This is a genomic window from Ligilactobacillus pabuli (assembly GCF_022836475.1).
Lineage (GTDB): Bacteria > Bacillota > Bacilli > Lactobacillales > Lactobacillaceae > Ligilactobacillus > Ligilactobacillus pabuli.
Window position 1 is genome coordinate 1 of sequence record NZ_BQXH01000002.1, and the last position, 21,166, is coordinate 21,166.

16 protein-coding genes are annotated in these 21,166 nt (G+C 42.1%); 3 read left to right on the forward strand and 13 right to left on the reverse strand.

The window, feature by feature from the left end; all coding sequences use genetic code 11:
- Positions 1 to 1,075: 1,075 nt before the first annotated feature.
- The 8 genes from LPAF129_RS01040 to ykzS form a co-directional block, all read right to left on the reverse strand.
- A complete protein-coding gene (locus LPAF129_RS01040; RefSeq protein ID WP_244054157.1) occupies positions 1,076 to 3,163 on the reverse strand; it encodes an LTA synthase family protein in 2,088 nt (695 codons plus the stop codon).
- Positions 3,164 to 3,265: 102 nt separating this feature from the next.
- Positions 3,266 to 3,499 carry a YkuJ family protein gene (locus LPAF129_RS01045; RefSeq protein ID WP_244054159.1) on the reverse strand — a complete coding sequence of 78 codons (234 nt, stop codon included), beginning with the start codon at positions 3,497 to 3,499 and terminating at the stop codon, positions 3,266 to 3,268.
- A gap of 364 nt (positions 3,500 to 3,863) precedes the next feature.
- Positions 3,864 to 4,877, reverse strand: coding sequence for a lysylphosphatidylglycerol synthase transmembrane domain-containing protein (locus LPAF129_RS01050; protein WP_244054161.1), 1,014 nt, complete (start codon positions 4,875 to 4,877; stop codon positions 3,864 to 3,866).
- Complete coding sequence (locus tag LPAF129_RS01055; protein WP_244054162.1) at positions 4,874 to 5,902, reverse strand: glycosyltransferase family 4 protein; 1,029 nt, start codon at positions 5,900 to 5,902, stop codon at positions 4,874 to 4,876. The genes LPAF129_RS01050 and LPAF129_RS01055 overlap by 4 nt, the downstream gene beginning before the upstream one ends.
- A 21-nt stretch (positions 5,903 to 5,923) precedes the next feature.
- Positions 5,924 to 7,102: a glycosyltransferase family 4 protein gene (locus tag LPAF129_RS01060; protein ID WP_244054164.1), complete on the reverse strand. Its 1,179-nt coding sequence runs from the start codon at positions 7,100 to 7,102 to the stop codon at positions 5,924 to 5,926.
- Between the two features lie 318 nt (positions 7,103 to 7,420).
- Positions 7,421 to 9,142: a phosphoenolpyruvate--protein phosphotransferase gene (ptsP, locus tag LPAF129_RS01065; protein ID WP_244054166.1), complete on the reverse strand. Its 1,722-nt coding sequence runs from the start codon at positions 9,140 to 9,142 to the stop codon at positions 7,421 to 7,423.
- Complete coding sequence (locus tag LPAF129_RS01070) at positions 9,142 to 9,408, reverse strand: phosphocarrier protein HPr (protein WP_244054168.1); 267 nt, start codon at positions 9,406 to 9,408, stop codon at positions 9,142 to 9,144. The genes ptsP and LPAF129_RS01070 overlap by 1 nt, the downstream gene beginning before the upstream one ends.
- 351 nt (positions 9,409 to 9,759) lie before the next feature.
- On the reverse strand, positions 9,760 to 9,954 hold the full coding sequence (ykzS, locus tag LPAF129_RS01075) for a protein YkzS (RefSeq protein WP_244054169.1): 195 nt from the start codon (positions 9,952 to 9,954) through the stop codon (positions 9,760 to 9,762).
- Positions 9,955 to 10,132: 178 nt separating this feature from the next.
- Here ykzS and LPAF129_RS01080 point away from each other — a divergent pair, with 178 nt between their 5' ends.
- From LPAF129_RS01080 to LPAF129_RS01090, 3 genes are all read left to right on the forward strand, one after another.
- Positions 10,133 to 12,346, forward strand: a complete 2,214-nt coding sequence (locus LPAF129_RS01080; RefSeq protein ID WP_244054171.1) for an ATP-dependent Clp protease ATP-binding subunit — start codon at positions 10,133 to 10,135, stop codon at positions 12,344 to 12,346.
- A gap of 249 nt (positions 12,347 to 12,595) precedes the next feature.
- Positions 12,596 to 12,877 (forward strand): DUF1827 family protein, encoded by a 282-nt coding sequence (locus LPAF129_RS01085; protein ID WP_373875021.1) that lies wholly within the window; start codon positions 12,596 to 12,598, stop codon positions 12,875 to 12,877.
- Between the two features lie 205 nt (positions 12,878 to 13,082).
- Positions 13,083 to 14,231, forward strand: coding sequence for a MucBP domain-containing protein (locus LPAF129_RS01090; RefSeq protein WP_244054173.1), 1,149 nt, complete (start codon positions 13,083 to 13,085; stop codon positions 14,229 to 14,231).
- A gap of 140 nt (positions 14,232 to 14,371) precedes the next feature.
- On the opposite strand, the gene LPAF129_RS01095 is transcribed toward LPAF129_RS01090, so the two are convergent.
- The 5 genes from LPAF129_RS01095 to LPAF129_RS01115 form a co-directional block, all read right to left on the reverse strand.
- Positions 14,372 to 15,949 (reverse strand): peptide chain release factor 3, encoded by a 1,578-nt coding sequence (locus tag LPAF129_RS01095; RefSeq protein WP_244054174.1) that lies wholly within the window; start codon positions 15,947 to 15,949, stop codon positions 14,372 to 14,374.
- Positions 15,950 to 16,043: 94 nt separating this feature from the next.
- Entirely contained in the window at positions 16,044 to 17,417 is a 1,374-nt protein-coding gene (locus LPAF129_RS01100; protein WP_244054176.1) for a hemolysin family protein, read from the reverse strand.
- Between the two features lie 70 nt (positions 17,418 to 17,487).
- Positions 17,488 to 18,924, reverse strand: coding sequence for an ATP-binding cassette domain-containing protein (locus LPAF129_RS01105; protein WP_244054178.1), 1,437 nt, complete (start codon positions 18,922 to 18,924; stop codon positions 17,488 to 17,490).
- 193 nt (positions 18,925 to 19,117) lie between these two features.
- On the reverse strand, positions 19,118 to 20,146 hold the full coding sequence (locus LPAF129_RS01110; RefSeq protein WP_244054179.1) for an NAD(P)H-dependent glycerol-3-phosphate dehydrogenase: 1,029 nt from the start codon (positions 20,144 to 20,146) through the stop codon (positions 19,118 to 19,120).
- Between the two features lie 391 nt (positions 20,147 to 20,537).
- Positions 20,538 to 21,083, reverse strand: coding sequence for a DUF402 domain-containing protein (locus LPAF129_RS01115; RefSeq protein ID WP_244054181.1), 546 nt, complete (start codon positions 21,081 to 21,083; stop codon positions 20,538 to 20,540).
- Positions 21,084 to 21,166: the final 83 nt, after the last annotated feature.

A 21,166-nucleotide genomic window follows, 5' to 3' on the forward strand; every position in this document is an offset into this window, starting at 1 on the left:
TAAATTTTACTAGCGAAATTGACTTCGCAAATGTTTTTTTGCACTGATCATAAGATCAGTGACCTCACACATTTGATTTGTCGAAACTTTGTTCAGTTTTCAAAGATCTACTTGAGAATTGCTTATTCACAACAGAAATTATTATATAATGACGAGAATTTCTTGTCAAGAAAATATTTAATTTTTATTTTGAAAGCATTGAAATCATTTTGCTAAAATAATTAAAAATCAATAATCATTGTGAAGCAAAAGTGACAACTCAATTATTATATAACATCGATCCGGATGATGTCAAGAACAAATTTGAATTAACTTTTTTGCTCTGTGTCACCACCTCAGCGACAAATACTATCATAGCAACATTTTCGAAAGTCGTCAACAACTTTTTTTGAATTCTTCATTTAAATTTATATATATGAATAAAAACGAATCAGCCTAAATAAAAGTTTGTATTTTAGTATTAATTTTTACCATTTTTAAAATAATCATTCGTATTTATAAGCCGTGATTCACAAATTCGATTCAATAAAAATTAACATATCAATAACTGATTCACCCATTTTGTTGTAAAACCTGTTTTTCTATTTAGTTCAATCCAACCGTCGTTAACTTTTCGCCTCAAATATTTCGCTGATCAGCTAACCATCGCTTTAATTCTATGCATGCAAAAAATCTCACGTCTTCTAAACAACTTCATTCTGTTTAGCTGCATTCTTTTCTCCTAAAATTAAAAAAATCACGGTCATTGCTGATTTAGCTTCTATTCAACAAACACTCCCTTATTTTGCTTAATCCGTCCATTACCGCACTTATACTACTAAATCAATTCAAGCGCCCTATACTTGTTAATGTAACAAGAACTATCAAACTCGCATTCAAATCTCCTATTCTTTGCAAACCAGCAAGCTCGCTGGCCTCCCTTTTCCAATCTCCTAGTACTTGTCTTGTTATTCGATTAAGCTTCTATATGAGCCCAGGTCTCTCCTCTTCCCCCCTTTAACTAACTCCCCGTTCTAGATTCATACATCATAAAAAAAGACCCCCCACCTAATTCGTGAGAGGCCCTAGCGAATTTTTATTCGTCGTCCTTGTTATCTTCTTTTAATTCCGGTGCATTTGTTTCATAGAGATCTTGAGTTGATTTACCATCGCGTTGATCGATCAAACTAGTCTTCTTTTCTTTCCGTGCCTTTTTAAGAGCTTTGATCCCGTCAGAGTACTTATACTTATACTGGGACTTATCAACTTTCTTAAAATTCTGTGGAGTATAGAAGCGTAAGAGATCTCCTGTTACGATCTTATCAGATAATGACAGCGCCTTGTCAGTCCGTTCCTGTTGTTCTTTCAAAATTTGCTTTTGTTCAACAGTTAGATTCTTAGTATTAACTCGGTTCCCCTGGTTATCATAAACCTTCGAACCAATTTTACTTAAATCAGGTGAAACAAAATCACCATTTCTAAAGGCAACGGTTTGATTCCGAGTCGTTGACAACAAATCATTCCCCAACTGGATCGTATCATCATTTTTAATCCCTAACAGATCCATCAATGTCGGCATGACATCAATTTCACCACCATAGGTATGATCGATCCCACCCGCTAAATTGTTAGAATGAACCATAAAAGGTACCTTCTGCAACATAGCTAGGTCATAACTAGTCACTGACTTCTTATCCAGTAATTTAGCTAACGCCTTGGGATGATTATTTGAGATACCATAATGATCACCATAAGCAACGATGACTGAATTATCATATAAACCAGACTTCTTCAGATAATTCATAAACTCACCAAACGCTTCATCCAGATAACGCGCAGTTTGAACGTATCCATCGACTGTCTTGTCACCCGTCTTAGTTTTAGGAATTGATTGGTTATCCTTGTCCAAATCATATGGATAATGGTTAGTCACCGTGATCACCTTAGCGTAAAACGGCTGCGGCAATTGTTCCAGGTATTTAACTGACTGTTTCAAGAAGATCTTATCTTTTAAACCATAGCCGACACTATAGTTGGCCTTTTCTTTGTAATATGACGAATCAAAGAAATATTGGTAGCCCCATGACTTATAGGTATTATCCCGATTCCAGAAACTACCCACATCTCCGTGCATCGAAGCTGTAGCATAGCCTTGTTGATCCAGGAATGCCGGTAAAGCTTGATAAGTGTTCGATGATCCGTAAGCCGTCATACTGGAACCTGATGGTAAACCATATAACGAAGTCTCCAACATTGTTTCAGCATCAGAGGTTTTCCCCTGACCAACTTGGTTAAAGAAGTTATCAAAAGCCAAGGTATGTTGGTCATGATAAAAACGGTTAATATTCGGGGTGACTTCTTGACCATCAGATTTGTAATCGATCAAAAATTGCTGGAAACTTTCCAAATGCAAGATAAAGACATTCTTGCCCTTTTCTTTACCATAATACGAAATATTAGGTTGCGACCGGTTTTTATTAACAAAATCTAGTGCACGATCAATATCGCTGCTAGTTGCGTTTTTACGGGTCGCAGTTTGCTGGTGCGTTTGATAAGCTGAATAGCCGGCAAAGAAATCAACACCGAGGTACTTCACAATATAATTATTATCAAACGTTCTAGTTAACAGCTGTGAGCGGTCGCCTTCTGCCATACTCAAGTTTAATCCGAATAAAATTAATGCCATGACAGAACCAACAACTGCATACCGTCTTTTAGGCTTAGACATGTCAGGTTGGATCACCTTAAAGGAGACTAACAAAATTAATACAAAAACGTCCAAGAATAACAGAAAGTCCGTGGGATGAATAATTTCTAAAATACTAAGTCCTAGATTATTGGAAACAGAACTCGATGATTTAATGATCCCGAACGATAGAAAATCTGAAAATTCTCGATAATACAAAGTGTTAGCGAATAACCAGGCCGATTGGATCAAACTAACGACCAGCTCGATCCAGTAAGATTTCCGCCCACCAAAATACAAGCCTAATCCTACTAACAATAAACCGCTTGGCACAGGATTTAGCAGTAATAAGAACTGTTGGACCCCGTTATTAACACCTAAGGTAAAGTTGTTTTGATAAGCCAGGTAGGTTTTTAGCCAGAATAAAAAGAACACTAGCCAGAAAAAACCTGCTCTAGAACTAACAACTTGCCTTAATTTTTTAACAAACGAACTCATTGTACGATTTCCTCCATTTTAAAAACTTGCCTGCTGACAAGTATAAAGGATTAATAAAAAAAGAAAAACTGAAAATAAGATATCTTCAGCTTAACTTAATAATCAATAATCCAGCAGGTCATAAATTTCCATTGCAGCTAGATCAATATTGTCGAATTGAAATTTTTGTTTAGTACTAATTTCTTCAAGTTCAAAGGCGTTTAACTTCGGATCATATGTAACTAACCCGCGTTCTTCCCCTTCTTTTTCAAAACGTCTTGAAACAACTTCTTCATCGGCACTCTTGATCATCGCGTCCAAGCGGGAAATGATCGCAACTAATTGTGAATTTTCCATGACAAACTCCTTTTCTACTTTATCAGAAACTTTAGCTCAGGCTAAGTTTCAACTGATTTTAGAATCTAGATAATTCTTTTACATACAAAACTGATAATAACATTTTTTGGGACAAAATAAAATTCAAAATATTAAATTCATCGTTTTTTCTGCTATCTTTTACCGATATTTAACAACTCTGACGCTTAATCACCCTTTTTGGCTGACAAATTAGAAAAAAGTCTGCACTAACACAATCCAGAAATTAATGTCTTGTTCCTCGTAATCGTGAGTCTGAACGGAAAGAAATCTTTTTTCCATAATTCACTTCACAAAAAAAAGCCTCAGTCTGTTTCGACTAAAGCTTAAGTTTCTTGTTCAACACTCATTCAGTGACTCGCCGTGGTTTGACCGCTAACGCCGCCATCCCTAACAGCATCCCCAAATAATAAGTGATCAAACGCCACAGGATCATCGCTAAGACGACCTTGCTGTTTTGGGTCAAGAAGGTCGAAAAGATTACTGAAAAGCTAAATTCAGCCCCACCCAAGCCGCCTGGCAGCGGAAAGAGTGAAATGATCATCACGATCAAAATATGCATCCCCACGACCATTAAAACGTCAATTTGTTTAACTTGCAGAGCTTGCAAGATAAAGTATGGGATCACATAATAGAAAAATAGTTGTCCTAACGTCAATAAACTCACTTGAAATAAAGTTCGCCCATCGCTGCCTAGACTTAAACTCTCCTGATAAAAATTGTCAATTTTTTCAGCAGCGTATTGCCGGTAACGCTCATAAGTTGCTGGTTTTCCCCACCATTTAATCGGCTGTAAGCACGCAATAACTAGTTTTTTAGTGAAGGAGTGCCAGTACATTACCATTAATAAGGCCGTGATCACAAAAAAATGAATCAAAAAGCCAAAAATCACTAAAGCTGATAAAGCATGCAACTTGGTTGCCAGATAATGAAATTGTCCAATCAAACTGATCACAAAACAAACCACGATCATGGACTGATAAACAATAAATTTCATCAACATTTTAGAAGTGCCCCGCCCGGCATCAATTCCCGACTGCAGCAAGGCATACAATTGTGCGGGTTGACCGCCGCTTTGGAAAGGAGTGATCCCATTGAATAACTGTTCTAACAGCGGGACTCGTAACGCATCTCTAAAACGGTAAGATGGATACTGCTTTTGCAATAAGCGATAAACAATCAGACCCTCAAACAATAATGAGATCAACATACAGCCGATTGCACCCAGTAACCAGGGCCACTGCAAGTCGCCAATTTCAGCTTGAACCACTGAAAGGGAGACATCTTTCATTGAATAGATAAAGATCCCAACTCCCACGACCATCACGACCGCTAAGCTTAATTTATTTTTCCAATTCATCTTCGACCCAACTTTGCTTGTTCGGTGTAAAAATCATGCCACACCTGTGCTAAGCGATCCTCATTGTAATAAGCTGCTGCCGCCGCTGCTTTCGTTTGCAAATGACTTAACGCAACTGCGTCAGTTTGTAATTCACTAATCTTTTGGCGCATTTCTTCCACATCAGCTGCTGGTTCATAATAACCAGAAATAATTGAGTGGTATAAATCTAAATCACGCAATAAAACAGGCACTTCACAACTAAAAGCCTCTAAGACGCTCATTGGGAATAACTCATTATAGGACGGCAGTAAGAACAAATCTGCCAAATTATAATATTCATTCATCTGTTTGCGATCCACGATCCCCGGAAACAGTAAATTAGCGGGCGGATCATCGACTACCTTTTTCAATTCTTCATAACCATCAGTCATTTTACCAAATGAAAAACCGCCGACCCAGATAAACTGGCATTCTGGTAATTGGTGGGCGAGTTTGATAAAGTCAAACAGACCTTTACGAGCCTGAACTTGTCCGACCCCGATCACCGTGAACTTATTTGCAGCTATGCCATGCTTCTGGCGCAGCTGTGCCTTTTGGCTGGCCTTCAGCGGGTAAAACTCCTTTTTTGAGACGAAATTCGGAATATAGGTAATCTTTTCGGCAGGGATCCCCAAAGCAGTCAATTTGGCGCCAAACGATGGATTCACCACCACTAGCTGATCCATTCTTTTATAAAACGAGATCATATAAGCATTAAAGATTTTCATCAACCCGCCAGGTAACTGTAAACTGCCTGCCATCGTTTCCGGCAAAAAATGGACATAGCCAATCTTACGCCCCACCCGTTTCGAGAAAGTCGACAAATAAAACTGTGGGTCGATCGTATGATAATGACTAATATCTGCGCTGCCAAAACGGTTCACGATCAAATTCAATTCAGTCGGATAATGTTTTTCTAGTAAAGCTATTAATTCGGAATAAGCACTGCCGACCCCCTGGCCAGCCACCTTACCCGCCGAGGAATACATTCGTATAGTTAACATCTTTCACGCTCCTAGTTGACGCTAAATTCGTTCTCGTGACTGATCGGCATCCACTGCGGGGGCACCTGCACAACAGTCCTGATAGAATTCCAACACTGCTTCGCCGAAATTATCGGCTGAAATACTAGCGACTTTTTTCTCTCGCACTACGTTATCTGCATACTTTTGCGGGTGTAAGAGATATTCAACGGTTTGTTCCACAAATTGAACCGGGGTCTCAAAAGTCGCACCAACGTTCAAATCATCGAGCAACTCATCCGTATATGGACCGCTGGCTGCCACAACCTTTAACCCAGCTGCTAAAGCTTCGATAAAGGTCAAACCCTGAGATTCCGAGATAGAAGTCGAGACAAATAGGTCTGCCATCTGGTAATAGGCTGGAACTTCATCGTGATCGATCTCACCCGTAAAAATAACCTGGTCAGTCAGCTCCATCGCAGCGACTTGTTCCTCTAACTGTGCCTTGGCCGGACCATCACCACAAATCATCAACCGTACCCCTGGGACTCGTTTTTGAATCTCGGGAAAGGCATTGATCAAGCGGTCAATGTCTTTTTCAAAAGCGACCCGACTGACCGTCAGTAACAACGGTGTTTCAGGAGCAATTTGATATTTCTCGCGCAAATTCTCCGATTTAACTGCAGAAAATTTAGTGATATCGACCCCAGTTGGAATGACTGTGATCGGTTCTTTAACCCCATAAGAAGTCAAGGTTTCCAAAACTCGCACACTAGGCGCAATAATCCCCGTCATGTGTTCACAAAAAGTCTTACTTAATTGTTTAACATGCGCTGGTCGTAAAACCTTGCCTTTCATCACATAGTGTAAATAATCTTCATACATTGTATGGTAAGTGTGCACACACGGAATTTTCAAATTTTTAGCGACAAACTTGCCGATCAAGCCCATCGAAAATTCAGTTTGTGTGTGGACAATATCTAAATTTAACTCTTTGGCGATCTCATAGGCCTGAAACAGTCCTCGAACTGCGATCCTACGATCGGTAAAAGAGACAAAAGGAACACTAGTAAAACGAAAGATGTTCCGTTCAAATACATTTTTATCTACCTTAGGGTCCGTGGTGGTAAAAATGTACACATTATGACCACGGCTCTCTAATTGTTCGCGCAGTGTTTTGATCGATGTCGCCACTCCACTGACCTGCGGATAATATGTATCTGTAAATATCCCAATATTCACGGTGATCCCCCTTAGTCTGAATAATAATCATGTTTAATTATATTGGTTTCAATTGTTATAAGCAACTCTCTGGCTGACAAACGAATTATTTCTTAAACAATTCGTCATATAAAACGACAAAGTTGATTATACAAGCTAAACCCAACTTGTCAAACAAAGGCCCAGGAAACAAACGAGCATCAAAACATTTTAAACCCGTCCCTACAGTCATTTTTACCCTGATAGTCTCGCTTTATTTTCTCAGACAGGCTGACAAAAAAGGTTCAAGCTTCCTGCCAAAGCAAGAAACTTGAACCTTTAATTTTTAAGCTTCAGTCATTAGTCAATATACTGATGAACTAATTCAACAACTTCTTCAGTTGTTTCACAATCAGTGACAGCTTTATCAGCTAATTCCTTCATCTTAGTTGTATCGAGTTTCTTCAATAAGCTCCGTGTCTTCAAGATTGAAGTAGCACTCATTGAAAATTCATCTAGGCCTAAGCCGGCTAGTAATGGAACAGCGATTTGATCGCCGGCCATTTCCCCGCACATGCCAGTCCATTTGCCTTCCTTGTGGGAAGAATCAATGATATTCTTGATCAAACGCAACAATGATGGGTTGTATGGTTGATACAAGTATGAAACTCGTTCGTTACCCCGGTCTGCAGCCATTGAGTACTGGATCAGATCGTTAGTACCGATACTAAAGAAGTCAGCGTATTTCGCTAATTTATCAGCGATCATGGCAGCAGCTGGGATCTCCATCATCATCCCGACTTCGATTTCATCAGAAACCTGAACGCCGTCAGCCACTAACTTAGCTTTTTCTTCTTCAAAAACAGCCTTAGCTGCTTTAAATTCTTTAACTGTTGCGATCATTGGGAACATGATTGCTAAACGTCCGTAAGCAGAGGCCCGCAACAATGCCCGTAATTGAGTCCGGAAAATATCTTGACGATCTAAGGAGATCCGAATTGCCCGGTAACCCAAGAATGGATTTTGTTCTTCTGGTAGTGGCAAGTAAGGTAATTCCTTATCTCCACCAATATCCATGGTCCGTACTACGACCTGTTTGCCGTTCATCCCTTCAACTGCTTGTTTGTAAGCTTCGAACTGGTCATCTTCAGATGGCAATTCGGAAGCATCCATGTACAAGAATTCAGATCTGAACAAACCAACAGCTTCAGCGCCATTATCATTGGCTGCTTCAACGTCTTTTGGTGTTCCAATATTTGCACCTAAAGTAACTTGTTTGCCGTCAGCTGTCACAGACTGTTCATTTTTCAAACGAGCCCATTCTGCCTTTTGTGCAGCAAAGTCAGTTGCTTTTTGTTGATATTCTTTCAGTTCAGCTTCGCTTGGATCAACCAATGCATCACCGTTGATACCATCGATAATAACTGTTTGATCAGCTTTGATCTCAGCCGTGGCATTGCCTGAACCAACAATGGCAGGAATTTCCAACGTCCGTGACATAATGGCTGAATGAGAGGTCCGGCCACCAATGTCAGTGATAAAGCCTTTGACATAACGACGGTCTAATTGCGCCGTATCAGATGGTGTTAAGTCATGCGCTACGATCACAACTTCTTCGTCAATTAAAGCAGGACTTGGCAGGGTAACCCCTAACAAGTGGCTTAACAAACGTTTCGTCACATCGCGGACATCCCCTGCACGCTCTTGCATGTAGGCATTGTCTGTCATGGCTTCAAACATACCAATAAACATATCGGTGACACTTTTAACCGCTGCTTCTGCATTAACTTTATCATTCTTGATCTTATCACTGATCTGACCCAGCATTTCTGGATCAGAAAGAATGGTTAAATGTGCCTCGAAAACTTGTGCTTCTTCTTCACCCAAATTTTCTGCAGCTTTAGCTTTGATGACCTCAAGATCTTTCTTAGAAGCGTCAACGGCAGCATTTAATCTGCTGATTTCAGCTTCTGGGTCATCGATTGCTGTCTCGGAAAATGATAAATCGGGTTGCACAAGCATATAAGCTTTAGCTGCGGCAATACCATCACTGGCTGCGATCCCTTTCAACATTTTCGTCATTATTCAGCAAGTCCTTCCTTTTTCATTGTTTCAGCAACAGCTGCGATTGCATCTGCTTCGTCAGCACCTTCGGCTGTGATCGTTACATCAGCACCTTGGCCAACACCCAATGACATTACGCCCATGATAGATTTCAAGTTAACTGACTTGTCATTGTAAGCCAATGTAATATCAGCGTTAAACTTGCTTGCTGCTTGAACCAACAAAGTAGCGGGACGTGCGTGGATACCTGTTTCTGCAATTACGTGAAAGTCTTTCTTTTCCATTTTAAACCATTCTCCTTTAAATAAAAAAATTATTGAGTTTAGCCTATGAAAAAAATCAGCAATTTTGTCGAACACGTTTACATTTCAAACGTCCCAAGCTCGCACTTTCATAGTGAAACTCGTTAAAAAAATAATACCATGTATCATGTGATAAAACAAGTTTGTTTTACTGCTCAAAGGGTTAGAAAACGTTTTAAATCGCGCTTTTTCCACCGACTGAAAATCGCTGCGAACTAGTCTGACAACTTCTTGACCACTTGTTTAGCGAAAATGAAATTTCTTTGTAAGAAAATCATTTTGCACAACACACTTCTAATTAAATAGATAAGCTTTTATCTAGTTACTCTGAGGTTATTCATGCTCATTGCCGTGTTCATAGTGATAAACTGCACCGCCGCCGCGCAAAGCCGTGCCCACGACTTTTTTTCTGTGGGAATATTCCATGAAAACCTTCTGAAAGTCTAAAAACTCAGCGGTCGTAATTTTAAGTTCATCAATTTCACCAGCCCGCAGCTGTTTTAACAGTGCCAAATAATCTTGTGCCATTTGCTCTTCCCCCTTTTCTCAAGTGCTCGTGTCATTATAACACGAAAAAAGTATTTTTTTCGAAGCGTATGGCTTGCAGTTTTCAGAGAACTTTGTATAATGAAATCATAAAGGTCAAAGAAGGTCAAATAGATTTCACCTTCACTGACCGACACTTACGAAAGGTCGTGAATTATATATGCTATGTCAAAATTGTCAACAGAATCCAGCAACGATCCATTTGACAACGAATATTAATGGTCGGCAAACTTCGCTTGACCTCTGTCAAAGCTGTTATCGAAAATTAAAAGATCAAGCTGACCGTAATGGCCGTCCAAACGGCTCCATGCAAGACCCATTCGGTTTTGGTAACTTGGATGATATTTTCCGCTCGATGTCTGGTAATCAACCACGCAACCCGCAAGGAAGACAAATTCCACCGACTCAAGCAGCTGGCGGCCCTGGTCAAGGGAACGGTAATCAAACGATCCTTGGTCAATATGGTTTAGACTTAACTAATGAAGCTAAAAATGGTCGGATCGATCCTGTCATCGGTCGGGATAAAGAAATTGAACGAGTGGTTGAGATCTTAAACCGCCGGACTAAAAATAATCCTGTTTTAATTGGTGAAGCCGGGGTTGGTAAAACTGCTGTTGTTGAAGGCTTAGCCCAAAAAATCGTGGATAACGATGTGCCGCAGAAACTGCAAAATAAAAAGGTGATCCGCTTAGACGTCGTTTCACTGGTTCAAGGTACAGGGATCCGGGGTCAATTCGAAGAACGAATGAAACAGTTAATGGATGAACTGAAAAAAGAGAAGAATACGATCCTCTTTATTGATGAGATCCATGAAATTGTTGGTGCCGGGAATGCTGAAGGCGGCATGGACGCCGGCAACGTTTTGAAGCCTGCCCTCGCCCGTGGAGAACTGCAATTGGTCGGAGCGACAACGTTAAATGAGTACCGGACAATTGAAAAAGATGCTGCCCTTGCCCGTCGTTTGCAGCCGATCCAGGTCAATGAACCTTCAGTAGCTGAAACTGTCAAGATCTTGCAAGGAATCAGTACTAAGTATGAAGCTTACCACCATGTGCACTACACGCAAGAAGCTTTAGCTGCAGCGGCCAACTTGTCTGCGCGCTATATTCAGGATCGTTTCTTGCCTGATAAAGCCATTGACCTGCTGGATGAATCCGGTTCGAAAAAGAACTTAACGATCCATACCGTGGATCCAGAAGTCATGGACCAAAAGATCAAGGAAGCTGAAGATGACAAACAAGCAGCCTTAAAAGATGAAGACTATGAAAAAGCCGCTTACTACCGTGATCAGGTCACGAAATTCACGAAGATGAAAGATAATGCTTCCCCTGATGAAAATGTGCCTGAGATTACTGCCAAAGATATGGAAAAAATTGTCGAAGCTAAGACTAACATTCCAGTTGGCGAACTTAAAGCTAAAGAGCAAGCACAGTTGAAGAACTTAGCCGGTTCCTTGGAAGAACACGTCATTGGTCAAGACCAAGCCGTCAATAAAGTTGCCCGTGCAATCCGCAGAAACCGGGTTGGCTTTAACAAATCTGGTCGTCCAATTGGTTCCTTCTTATTTGTTGGACCAACCGGTGTCGGTAAAACCGAAACGGCTAAGCAGTTGGCGCGTGAATTATTTGGGACAGAAGATTCCATGATCCGCTTTGACATGAGTGAGTACATGGAGAAATTCTCAGTCTCCAAGTTGATTGGTTCGCCTCCAGGCTACGTCGGCTATGAAGAAGCTGGACAATTGACCGAACAAGTTCGCCGTCATCCTTACAGCTTGATCTTGCTCGATGAAATTGAAAAAGCTCATCCAGATGTTTTGCATACTTTCTTGCAGATCTTAGACGATGGTCGTTTGACTGACTCACAAGGTCGGACGGTTTCCTTTAAGGATACGATCATTATCATGACATCTAACGCTGGAAGCGGCGACTCTGTTGCTTCCGTTGGTTTTGGTGCTGAAGCATCCGGTCAGACCAACTCCATCTTAGCTAGTTTGACTAAGTACTTTAAGCCTGAATTCTTAAACCGTTTTGACGGGATCATTGAATTCAACGCCTTAACTAAAGAAAACTTGCACCATATTGTCAACTTAATGTTAGATGATGTCAATGAAATGCTTTCTGCTAAAGAAATCAGCTTGCGGGTCACTGGCCCAGTTGCTGACAAATTAGTTGATTTGGGTTATGATCCGAAGATGGGCGCTCGTCCTTTACGTCGAGTTATCCAAGAACAACTCGAAGACCGGATCGCGGATTACTATCTAGATAATCCTGCTAACAAACACTTATTAGCTAAGTTAGAAGATGGCAACATCAAGATCACTACTGATGATGAAACTGCCAACGACAAAACTGACAAAACAACTGACAAGTAATTAACTAGTCCTTAGTTATTAGCCCGCAAATTTCACTTACGAGAAATTTGCGGGCTTTTTTATTGCTCCAAAACACTAATTGGCCTGCTGGGTCGAGCCTGAATGAACGCCCAGCATCAATTAGTGCCCTGCTACAATTTTGAACCTGTGCTTTTTTGGAAAAAATCACCCAGTTTCAAGTATTATCTATTGTTAGATTGGATATTTTTAATATATAATATAAGCAAAAGAAGGTTTGGAGGTCAGATCATGATGAACTTAATCGATGTCACTAACAGTTATGCCCGTGAAATTAGTAAGGAACTTCGTGTTTCTCCTGTGCATTTTATTAAGGTTTATACCTTAGGCAATTCTGTCGTGGTTCATAAAAAGAAACAAGATGCCCATGAAATCGTCATCTCCAATAAACTACGTGAGATCACGGATAAAGAATTGAACTTTGTTCTAGACACGATCCTTGGCACTGACCAAAACCAAGCTGTCATTTCAAAAGCTGGTAAAGTAATTGAAATTGAAAGTGCAATCAAATAATTTGCAAGCTATCTGATTCCACACAGCCCTGGCCAAGTAGTACGGACACTTAATTTAGACAGTCTCATTGAGGCTGTCTTTTTTTAAAATGCCGCCTTTAACCTAAAAATTAAAATCAACTGTTAAAAACTACAAAATGTACGTTATAATGAACTATAACAGCACTAATTCAGAAGTAAACTACTAGTAAAAAGAGGTGAACAAATTGGCACGGTTTGAACCACTACAAATTATTCGACGTGGCTGGCGCGTTTTAAAAGCGGAATTTTCTGCAGAACGCCAACTGACCCCACTTGCTCAGACCGACGCTGACCAGGAGCTGACTTCGCTTAAGTTCACGCCCGCTTTGAACGAGGAGGCTTCTGTCAAACCAGCCGGTCAATCACCTCAAGCACAGACTGAGCCAACTGACACTGCTCAAACAATGCCAGTCAAAGTTTCCCGGACCGTTAGTCCGATTTCAGCTACAATTCTGGTTTTGTACTTAGATGACCAGCAAAAATCAATGACTGACCCGCAAATTTTGCATGGTGATCAAGGCCAACCAGTTCACTTGGAACTCAAACAATTCCGAAACTACTATGTCAAAAACATTGCTGGTTACACCTCAACTTTTACTGAGCGCTATGGTGTGATCAAGATCCACTATGCCGCAAAAAAAGCCGCACCGGTGTGGTTATTAGCCAAGGACCTGGATGATCACAGTTTGTTGACCAAACCAGAATTTATTCATGGCGAATTAAATGAGCCCTATTCGTTAGTCGCACCCAGTTTTGTCAATTATCAGCTGCAACAAGCTCGTGGACCGGTGACTGGTCGTTTTCTAGAACGCCAGCAGATCGTAACTTATCTCTATCGCCAAAAGTTATGGCGTGAAGTCGACGAATCCTTACGGCTGTTACAGGTGACCGATTTTACCGCCTGCGTCAGTGCACCGCATGGTCAAACGCTCCATCTGACCCTAGCCAAAAACACCCTCTGGCAAGTTTTCAAATCCGTCACGACTACGGATGATAACGTCTGGTACTGCTTAGGCGGTAATACTTGGGTCAAACAAAGTGATCAAACCAAGTTGCTAGACCGGCAAAAGTACTTAACCCAAGCCAAAAGTGCTAGTCAGGTTCCGGAAAGTTATGCGGTGACTTTACACGCTAAAGCAACGATCGACTTTATTCCCGGCAAAAAAGTGGCCTTATATGATCTTCCCTGTGGTAAAAAGCAGGATGCCTTAGCCGACGGTACCGCCGTTAAATTAACTGCACAAAAAAATCTCAGTGGCATGCAGTGGTATTGTGTCGCTGACCACGGTTGGATCTTAGCGGAATATCTTAATTTCAAACATGCATCAAAATAGCAGTGCACTAGCCTTTTTGGTTAGTCCACTGCTATTTTTGACTGGTTATACCGGCTAAGACATGTCTCCAGACTGATGCGAGCTCATTTTGATCCCACTCAAAAAGCAGACTGTGTTTCGCAGCCTGCTTAGTTTAGCTATTATAGCAATGAGAACAATTTGACATCCGGATACTTGCCGGCAAACCAGCGTTCCGCAAAATCATTTTCAAATAAGAATAGTGGTTGTTCTTTCAAGTCCTTAACCAGCATATTCCGCGAACTAGCCATCTTTTCATCTAGCTGTTCTGGGTCGATCCATCGGGCAATTTTATGTCCAAGCGGTGTCATCACAACTTCAGAATGATATTCATTTAACATCCGGAACTGGAAGACTTCAAACTGCAGTTGACCAACGGCACCCAAGATATAGTCACCAGTTGAGTAGCTTTGATACAACTGGATCGCACCTTCTTGCACTAACTGTTGGATCCCCTTGTGGAATGATTTTTGCTTCATCACGTTTTTAGCGGTGACACGCACAAATAATTCTGGGGTAAACTGCGGCAATTTTGGATACTGCAAACTTTGCTTGCCACTGTAGATCGTATCCCCGATTTGGAAATTACCAGTATCATACAGCCCAATAATATCGCCAGCAACCGCATTTTCCACTGTTTCCCGGGTGTCCGCCATAAATTGCGTCGAATTCGACAAACGCATTGACTTGCCCGTCCGGGTCAAATTAACGTCCATCCCTCGTTCAAACTCGCCAGAACAAATGCGCACAAAGGCGATCCGGTCACGATGATTAGGATTCATGTTAGCTTGGATCTTAAAGATAAAGCCAGAGAAATCAGCTGAATCAGGTGCAATTGTCTCTTCTGCTTCAGTTTGATGGGCACTTGGAGCTGGTGCAAATTGCAGATAAGCATCCAAGAAAGTTTTGACCCCAAAATTAGTTAAGGCTGAGCCAAAGAAGACTGGTGTCAACTCGCCACTCGCGATTTTTTGTTCGTCAAAGTCATTACCGGCATCTTTAACTAGTTCGACTTCATCCAAGACCTGTTGGTAGATACTATCTTCCATCAGTTCATTTTCAACCGCCAGCTTACCGTCTTCATCCAACGGTAAGAAATCTTGGCCCTTATCTTCTGAATGATAAAGTTCGATCCGGTTGTTATAAATGTCATACAAACCACGCAGATCTTTTCCCATCCCAATTGGCCAGTTCATAGCATAAGCATTGATTCCTAAAACTTCTTCCAATTCACTGATCAAATCTAATGGTTCACGACTGTCACGGTCCAACTTGTTCATAAAGGTAAAAATCGGGATCCCCCGCATTTTACAGATCTGGAACAATTTTTTGGTCTGGGGTTCGATCCCTTTCGCGGCATCGATGATCATCACCGCAGAATCCACCGCCATCAAAGTTCGGTAAGTATCTTCAGAAAAATCCTCATGTCCTGGGGTGTCCAAGATATTGATCCGTTTACCAGCGTAATCAAACTGCATCACAGAACTGGTCACTGAGATCCCACGTTTCTTTTCAATTTCCATCCAGTCAGACTTGGCAAAATTCCCCGTCTTTTTTGCTTTCACCGTACCCGCTGTCCGCAAAACACCACCGAACAGCAATAACTGTTCGGTAATCGTCGTTTTCCCGGCATCCGGATGTGAGATGATGGCAAATGTGCGCCGTTTGGCAACTTCATTGTCTAATTCTTTTTTATTCATTTTGCTCACTATTCCTTATTCTCACTGTGCTCTTCATTAAAATAGGACGGTTTCGCAGTTTAACTAGCCAACCGTCCTAGTCGTTACTCTCTAATTATTCTTGGTCGCGATGTAATTCTAACTTCGCTTGTGCTTTACGTTTGGATTTTTCCCGTTGCACCCGATATTCCAGTGCCGTTTGCGCGACATCGATCTCTAGTTTAAGTAAACGATCGCCGTCCATCTCAGACACTTTCAATTTTGAACCATCGTCTAAGGTGATTTGATCTTTTCCAGGTTCATCTGGAATATACCCCAATTGGGTGATCATATAGCCCGCGATCGTATCAACATCTGGGACCGAGATCGTTTGTCCAAATTCATCGTTAAAATCAGCCAAAGCCATCTTGCCTTGAACGCTAAACTTAGTTGGCCCAACCTGTCGCAGCATGCGATCTGGTTCATCGGATTCGTCTTCGATCTCCCCGACGATCTCTTCAATCAGATCTTCCAGAGTGACTAAGCCCACGACTCCACCATACTCATCCAGTAAAATGGCCATATGATTTTGCTTACGCTTCATCTCATAGATCAACTGGTCGATCATGATCGTTTCCGGCACAAAGAATGGTTCATTCATGACTTGCCGGATCGTAATATGTTCAAAACCGAACTTCCGAGCAGCCTTAACTAGGTTCTTGATGTGAACCACGCCGATCACCTTGTCTTTATCTTCATGATAAACCGGGATCCGCGAATAGTTCATCTGCAAAATATCATCGATACTCCGGTCATTATCATTAGTAATATCGATCATAAACGCATCGATCCGAGGCACCATGACTTCCCGCGCCATTTTTTCATGCAGCGACAAGATTCCTTCGATCATTTCATATTCGTCATTATCAATTTCGCCCTTACTGCGTCCTTCTTCGATCAGGTCCACAATATTTTGCCAAGACATGGCCTGATTAGGTGCCACGGGCGTCGTTTCACTCTTGCCAAATAACTGACTTAGCCAGTTAGATAAAAAGACCAGTGGTAAAAAGATCACGACCGCCCAGTGTTTATAACCGTACGAATGAACAACCTTTTGAGCAGCATGACCACTCACCAACCGTAATGGTAATTTAACTAAAAGCGGTTCGACCAACAAACTAACAACTAGGCCTAAAACGACCGCACCACCGCAAATGACCGCTAAATTCTGGTCCAAGCGCAATAAGCCGGCCGCTGCCGCAAAAATCAATCCCAACAAACTTGTCGTCCACCGGGCAAAGTGCGCGAGCTCATATTCCCGCGGTAATTTTTGTCCTAAGTTGACGAACTTTTCCCTTCTTTTGTCAGTTAAATCTGCACTCGCATGCTCTAGTGCCTGAGCTGATGTCGTTTCCAATGCCTCTTCATACAAGGCGAACCAAAAACTAAGCACCAACATCACACCAGCAATGACCCACAAGATCCACTGCTGTCCAGGATCAGCATCCATATTTTTCCACCACTCCAATAATAAAGTTTATATCACTCAATTATACTATATCTCAAACACTTTCAACAAATTATTTTGGTACTCGGATAGTATCTCCTGCAGTTAGGTTGACATCTGAGCCCATATCATTCAATTCTTGAATTTTTTCAACGGTCGTTGCGTATTTTTGGGCTAACTCACCGATCGTTTCACCATCGCCCACATTAACTGTTTGTGTTTCTTCTTTTGACTCGGCTGAAGACGATGACGAAGATGAGGCCGACGACGAACTAGCCGAGCTGGCAGAACTAGCACTAGCTTTTTTTGCCGAACTTGCCTGCTTTGTACTGGAAGCTTCCTGCACCTTTTTGGCAGCAGTCTGTTGTGAACTCGACTTTTTAAGTTCTACTGCGAGCGAACTTGAATCAGCCTGCTTTCTGGACTCTAATTTGGAAGACTCAGCTGATTGCCGGTGGGTCAGACTAAATTGGCTCTTTTCTGCAAACCACCAGCCGCCAACTACTAAGATCACCACGATAGCCGTGACTATCCAGCCCCAGCGACCATGATGCGTTTTGATGGCATCTGGTGTTGCTTTAGCCGTTGCAGTTGCTTTAGTCTTTTGACTGACAGGGTCTACACCATGCTCGACAAAGAACGCCTTGCGCATGCGCGGTTCGTCTTTTCTAGTGTAGCCTTGTTGAAATTGCTCTCCTTTAAACTCTTCATACAAGCGGTTAATGTCAAATTCGACCTGCTTTTTTTGCTGCTTGGCTAAGTAGTCATTTTGTTCCGGCAAACTCAGGCCATAGTAGTAATCCATGAAATATTGGTACTGTTGCAAGACATCTTTTGTGGGGCCAAAGTCTTGTTGCTCCCCAAATTGCAGCCAAACTGTCCGTTCACAGAAGTTTTCCACGTTTAACCCGCGAGAATCACTAATGAAAAATGACACGCCTAAATCCTTTAAACGTTGGATTCGGTCGGCCGTCTTTTGGAAAAAGTCCTGGTCTAATAAGAAAAATAAATCATCGATCAAAACTAACTCCGGCTGCAAATATAAGGCGATCCCCAGGCTCAAACGGGCGCGCATCCCCACCGAATACTCATTCACTGGTCGGTAGAGCCACTGACCCAACTCACAGAAATTAATGATTCCGTTCGTTAAGTGGTCGCCTTTAAAACTATCGATGTCGGCAGCTGCAATTTGCGTCCGAATGTTTTCAAGTCCTGTTTGCTCATTATTGAGGCCATGGGTCGCTGAAGCCAGATTGATCCGGTTATTGCAAGTAATAAAACCGGTCGTTTGCTTGGTCAGCCCACTGATCACTTGCAGCAAAGTTCCTTTACCGGAACCGTTTAAGCCCACGATCCCGACTGCTTCGCCATCGTTGACATTTAAGGTCACACCGCGTAATTGCCAGAAGTTGTCATTTTCTGCGGTATGGACCACACCCTTGTTACGCTCTTTTTTGTCGATCATTAAGGGACTTTCTTTTGTAATATACTTTAATTCAATTTTAGCCATTTTGCTCTCCCTGAAATTTAAAATCGGTTAAGTTAAATACTAATCAACTCTCTATGCTCTGTCAATTACCAGGCCACAGTTTTACCCAGCTTGGCAGAACCATTTGTCACAACAAAGCCCCAACTATCGGCATAAAACTCACGGCGACAGTCGAGGCTCACATCATTTTGGTCGGTCCTCAGAAACTTTTGACCTAGAAAGTCTGGGCAGTCGCTTCAGACTTACCTTGACGGGTCATTAAGTTGCCAATTTCTTCTTTAATATCTGCTTTTTGGTACAAAACATTGTAAATGGCATTCGTGATCGGCATCTCGATCTGCTTTTGCGCCGCTAATTCGTAGGCAGCCTTGCAGGTGTTGATTCCTTCAATCACCATCCCCATATCGGCGATCACGTCAGGGAGTTTTTTACCAGCACCTAACTGGTCCCCTGCCCGCCAGTTCCGGGAATGGACACTAGTACATGTAACTATCAGATCACCAACGCCGGATAAGCCGATAAAGGTCAATGGGTCAGCCCCAAAAGCCACACCCAAACGGCTGATTTCAGCCAGTCCCCGAGTCATCAAAGCTGCCTTAGCATCGTCGCCGTAGCCTAGGCCGTGCAAAGCCCCAGCACCTAAAGCGATGATGTTTTTGAAGGCGGCCCCTAATTCGACCCCGATCAAGTCGGTGTTCGTGTAGATCCGCAGGTAGTCATTCATAAACAGGTCTTGCACTTGCTTGGCCAGCTCTAAATCTTCGCTGGCCGCTGTGATCAAGGTTAAATCGTGGTGCGCCACTTCTTCAGCGTGACTTGGGCCAGACAAGGCCACGATCCCCTGATTATAGCCCGCCGGAATTTCTTCGGCGATAATTTCGGAGATTCGTTTATAAGTCTTCAGCTCCAAACCCTTGCTGGCATGAACCAAGAGCGGTGCTTGATTCGTCGCGCGCAAAATGTCGCAGACCTGAACAGCCACTTCACGAACCGCTTTAGTTGGTACGACAAATAAGATCACATCAGCATCATGCAACGCCTCTTGCAGGTCAGTTGTTGCATGTAAACTATCAGAAAAACGTAAATCCTGGATATACTTGCTATTAGTATGTTGGTGGTTAATTTCATCTGCCTGGGCACTCTTATAGGTCCACAAGGCAACTTCGTGTCCGTTCTCGTCCAAAACATTGGCAAGCACGCTTCCCCAAGAACCAGCACCTAAGACAGCAACTTTTTTAGTCATAATTAACGTTTCATCCCATTCTTATTTTTTCATTATCTTGAACTTGCTTTACAGAAGTAACAATACCATACTTCTACGTACCTAGCAATTTTAACCCAGTCAAAAGCCGGCTGGACGGGCTTTTGTCCTAGCAATATCGGGCATTGAGCTGTGACTAAGTTTTCGTTAAAAATTTGGCGAAATGGTGGTGCAGATCAAGTCTCGTTGCTATCTTGCTCAGTCGCTTTTCCATTAGAGCACGTCATATCAACAACAAGACGACCTCCCCGCCGCTTCTTTGGCTAACAATTCATCAGCGGCATAGAATCTAACTGCAACGACAAAAAAGCCCCCGCTGATCAGCAAGCAGCTATCAGCCAGAGACTTTTTTGTGCTAAACACTACGATGGTGCTACTGTCGCCGCGATAACTCGAGGTAACGGTTATACCATATTTCAACATATTCCTGCGAAAACGGGCCCTTTTTATGGTCGATCCAGTCGACTAATGTCCGGACGTTATATTTTAAGATCTTATCTGTTTCCGCCGAATAATGCCAGCGCGCACCGAACTCCTGATACTCATCGACGTCTAACAGCCGCTTTTCACCATTGGGAAAAAGCTTGACGTCTAAATCATAATCGATATACTTCAATGCTTCCTTATCTAAAACAGCTGGAGAAGCTAAATTGCAGTAATAGGAGATCCCATTGTCGCGAATCATAGTCACAATATTAAACCAGTAATCGGCGTGAAAATAAACCAGAGCTGGTTCACGTGTCAACCACCGCCGTCCGTCAGACTCAGTGACCAAAGTATGGTCATTGCAGCCGATCAGGGCATTTTCACTAGTTTTTAAGACCATTGTATCGCGCCAAGTCCGGTGTAGGCTGCCGTCGTGTTTATAACTCTTTAAAGTAATGAACTCGCCTTCCTTGGGTCCACTGAAATGTCGCATATACTTCCCTGCTTTCCATAAACACCGGTGTCAAATACACCGAAATCACTTTAATTATAGCAAAACAAGCCGCAATGCACAAA

Coding starts and splice junctions, on each gene's coding strand:
- LPAF129_RS01040 (WP_244054157.1), bottom strand. CDS start 3,163: ATGAGTTCGTTTGTTAAAAAATTAAGGCAAGTTGTTAGTTCTAGAGCA.
- LPAF129_RS01045 (WP_244054159.1), bottom strand. CDS start 3,499: ATGGAAAATTCACAATTAGTTGCGATCATTTCCCGCTTGGACGCGATG.
- LPAF129_RS01050 (WP_244054161.1), bottom strand. CDS start 4,877: ATGAATTGGAAAAATAAATTAAGCTTAGCGGTCGTGATGGTCGTGGGA.
- LPAF129_RS01055 (WP_244054162.1), bottom strand. CDS start 5,902: ATGTTAACTATACGAATGTATTCCTCGGCGGGTAAGGTGGCTGGCCAG.
- ptsP (WP_244054166.1), bottom strand. CDS start 9,142: ATGACGAAAATGTTGAAAGGGATCGCAGCCAGTGATGGTATTGCCGCA.
- LPAF129_RS01070 (WP_244054168.1), bottom strand. CDS start 9,408: ATGGAAAAGAAAGACTTTCACGTAATTGCAGAAACAGGTATCCACGCA.
- ykzS (WP_244054169.1), bottom strand. CDS start 9,954: ATGGCACAAGATTATTTGGCACTGTTAAAACAGCTGCGGGCTGGTGAA.
- LPAF129_RS01080 (WP_244054171.1), top strand. CDS start 10,133: ATGCTATGTCAAAATTGTCAACAGAATCCAGCAACGATCCATTTGACA.
- LPAF129_RS01085 (WP_373875021.1), top strand. CDS start 12,596: ATGATGAACTTAATCGATGTCACTAACAGTTATGCCCGTGAAATTAGT.
- LPAF129_RS01095 (WP_244054174.1), bottom strand. CDS start 15,949: ATGAATAAAAAAGAATTAGACAATGAAGTTGCCAAACGGCGCACATTT.
- LPAF129_RS01100 (WP_244054176.1), bottom strand. CDS start 17,417: ATGGATGCTGATCCTGGACAGCAGTGGATCTTGTGGGTCATTGCTGGT.
- LPAF129_RS01105 (WP_244054178.1), bottom strand. CDS start 18,924: ATGGCTAAAATTGAATTAAAGTATATTACAAAAGAAAGTCCCTTAATG.
- LPAF129_RS01110 (WP_244054179.1), bottom strand. CDS start 20,146: ATGACTAAAAAAGTTGCTGTCTTAGGTGCTGGTTCTTGGGGAAGCGTG.
- LPAF129_RS01115 (WP_244054181.1), bottom strand. CDS start 21,083: ATGCGACATTTCAGTGGACCCAAGGAAGGCGAGTTCATTACTTTAAAG.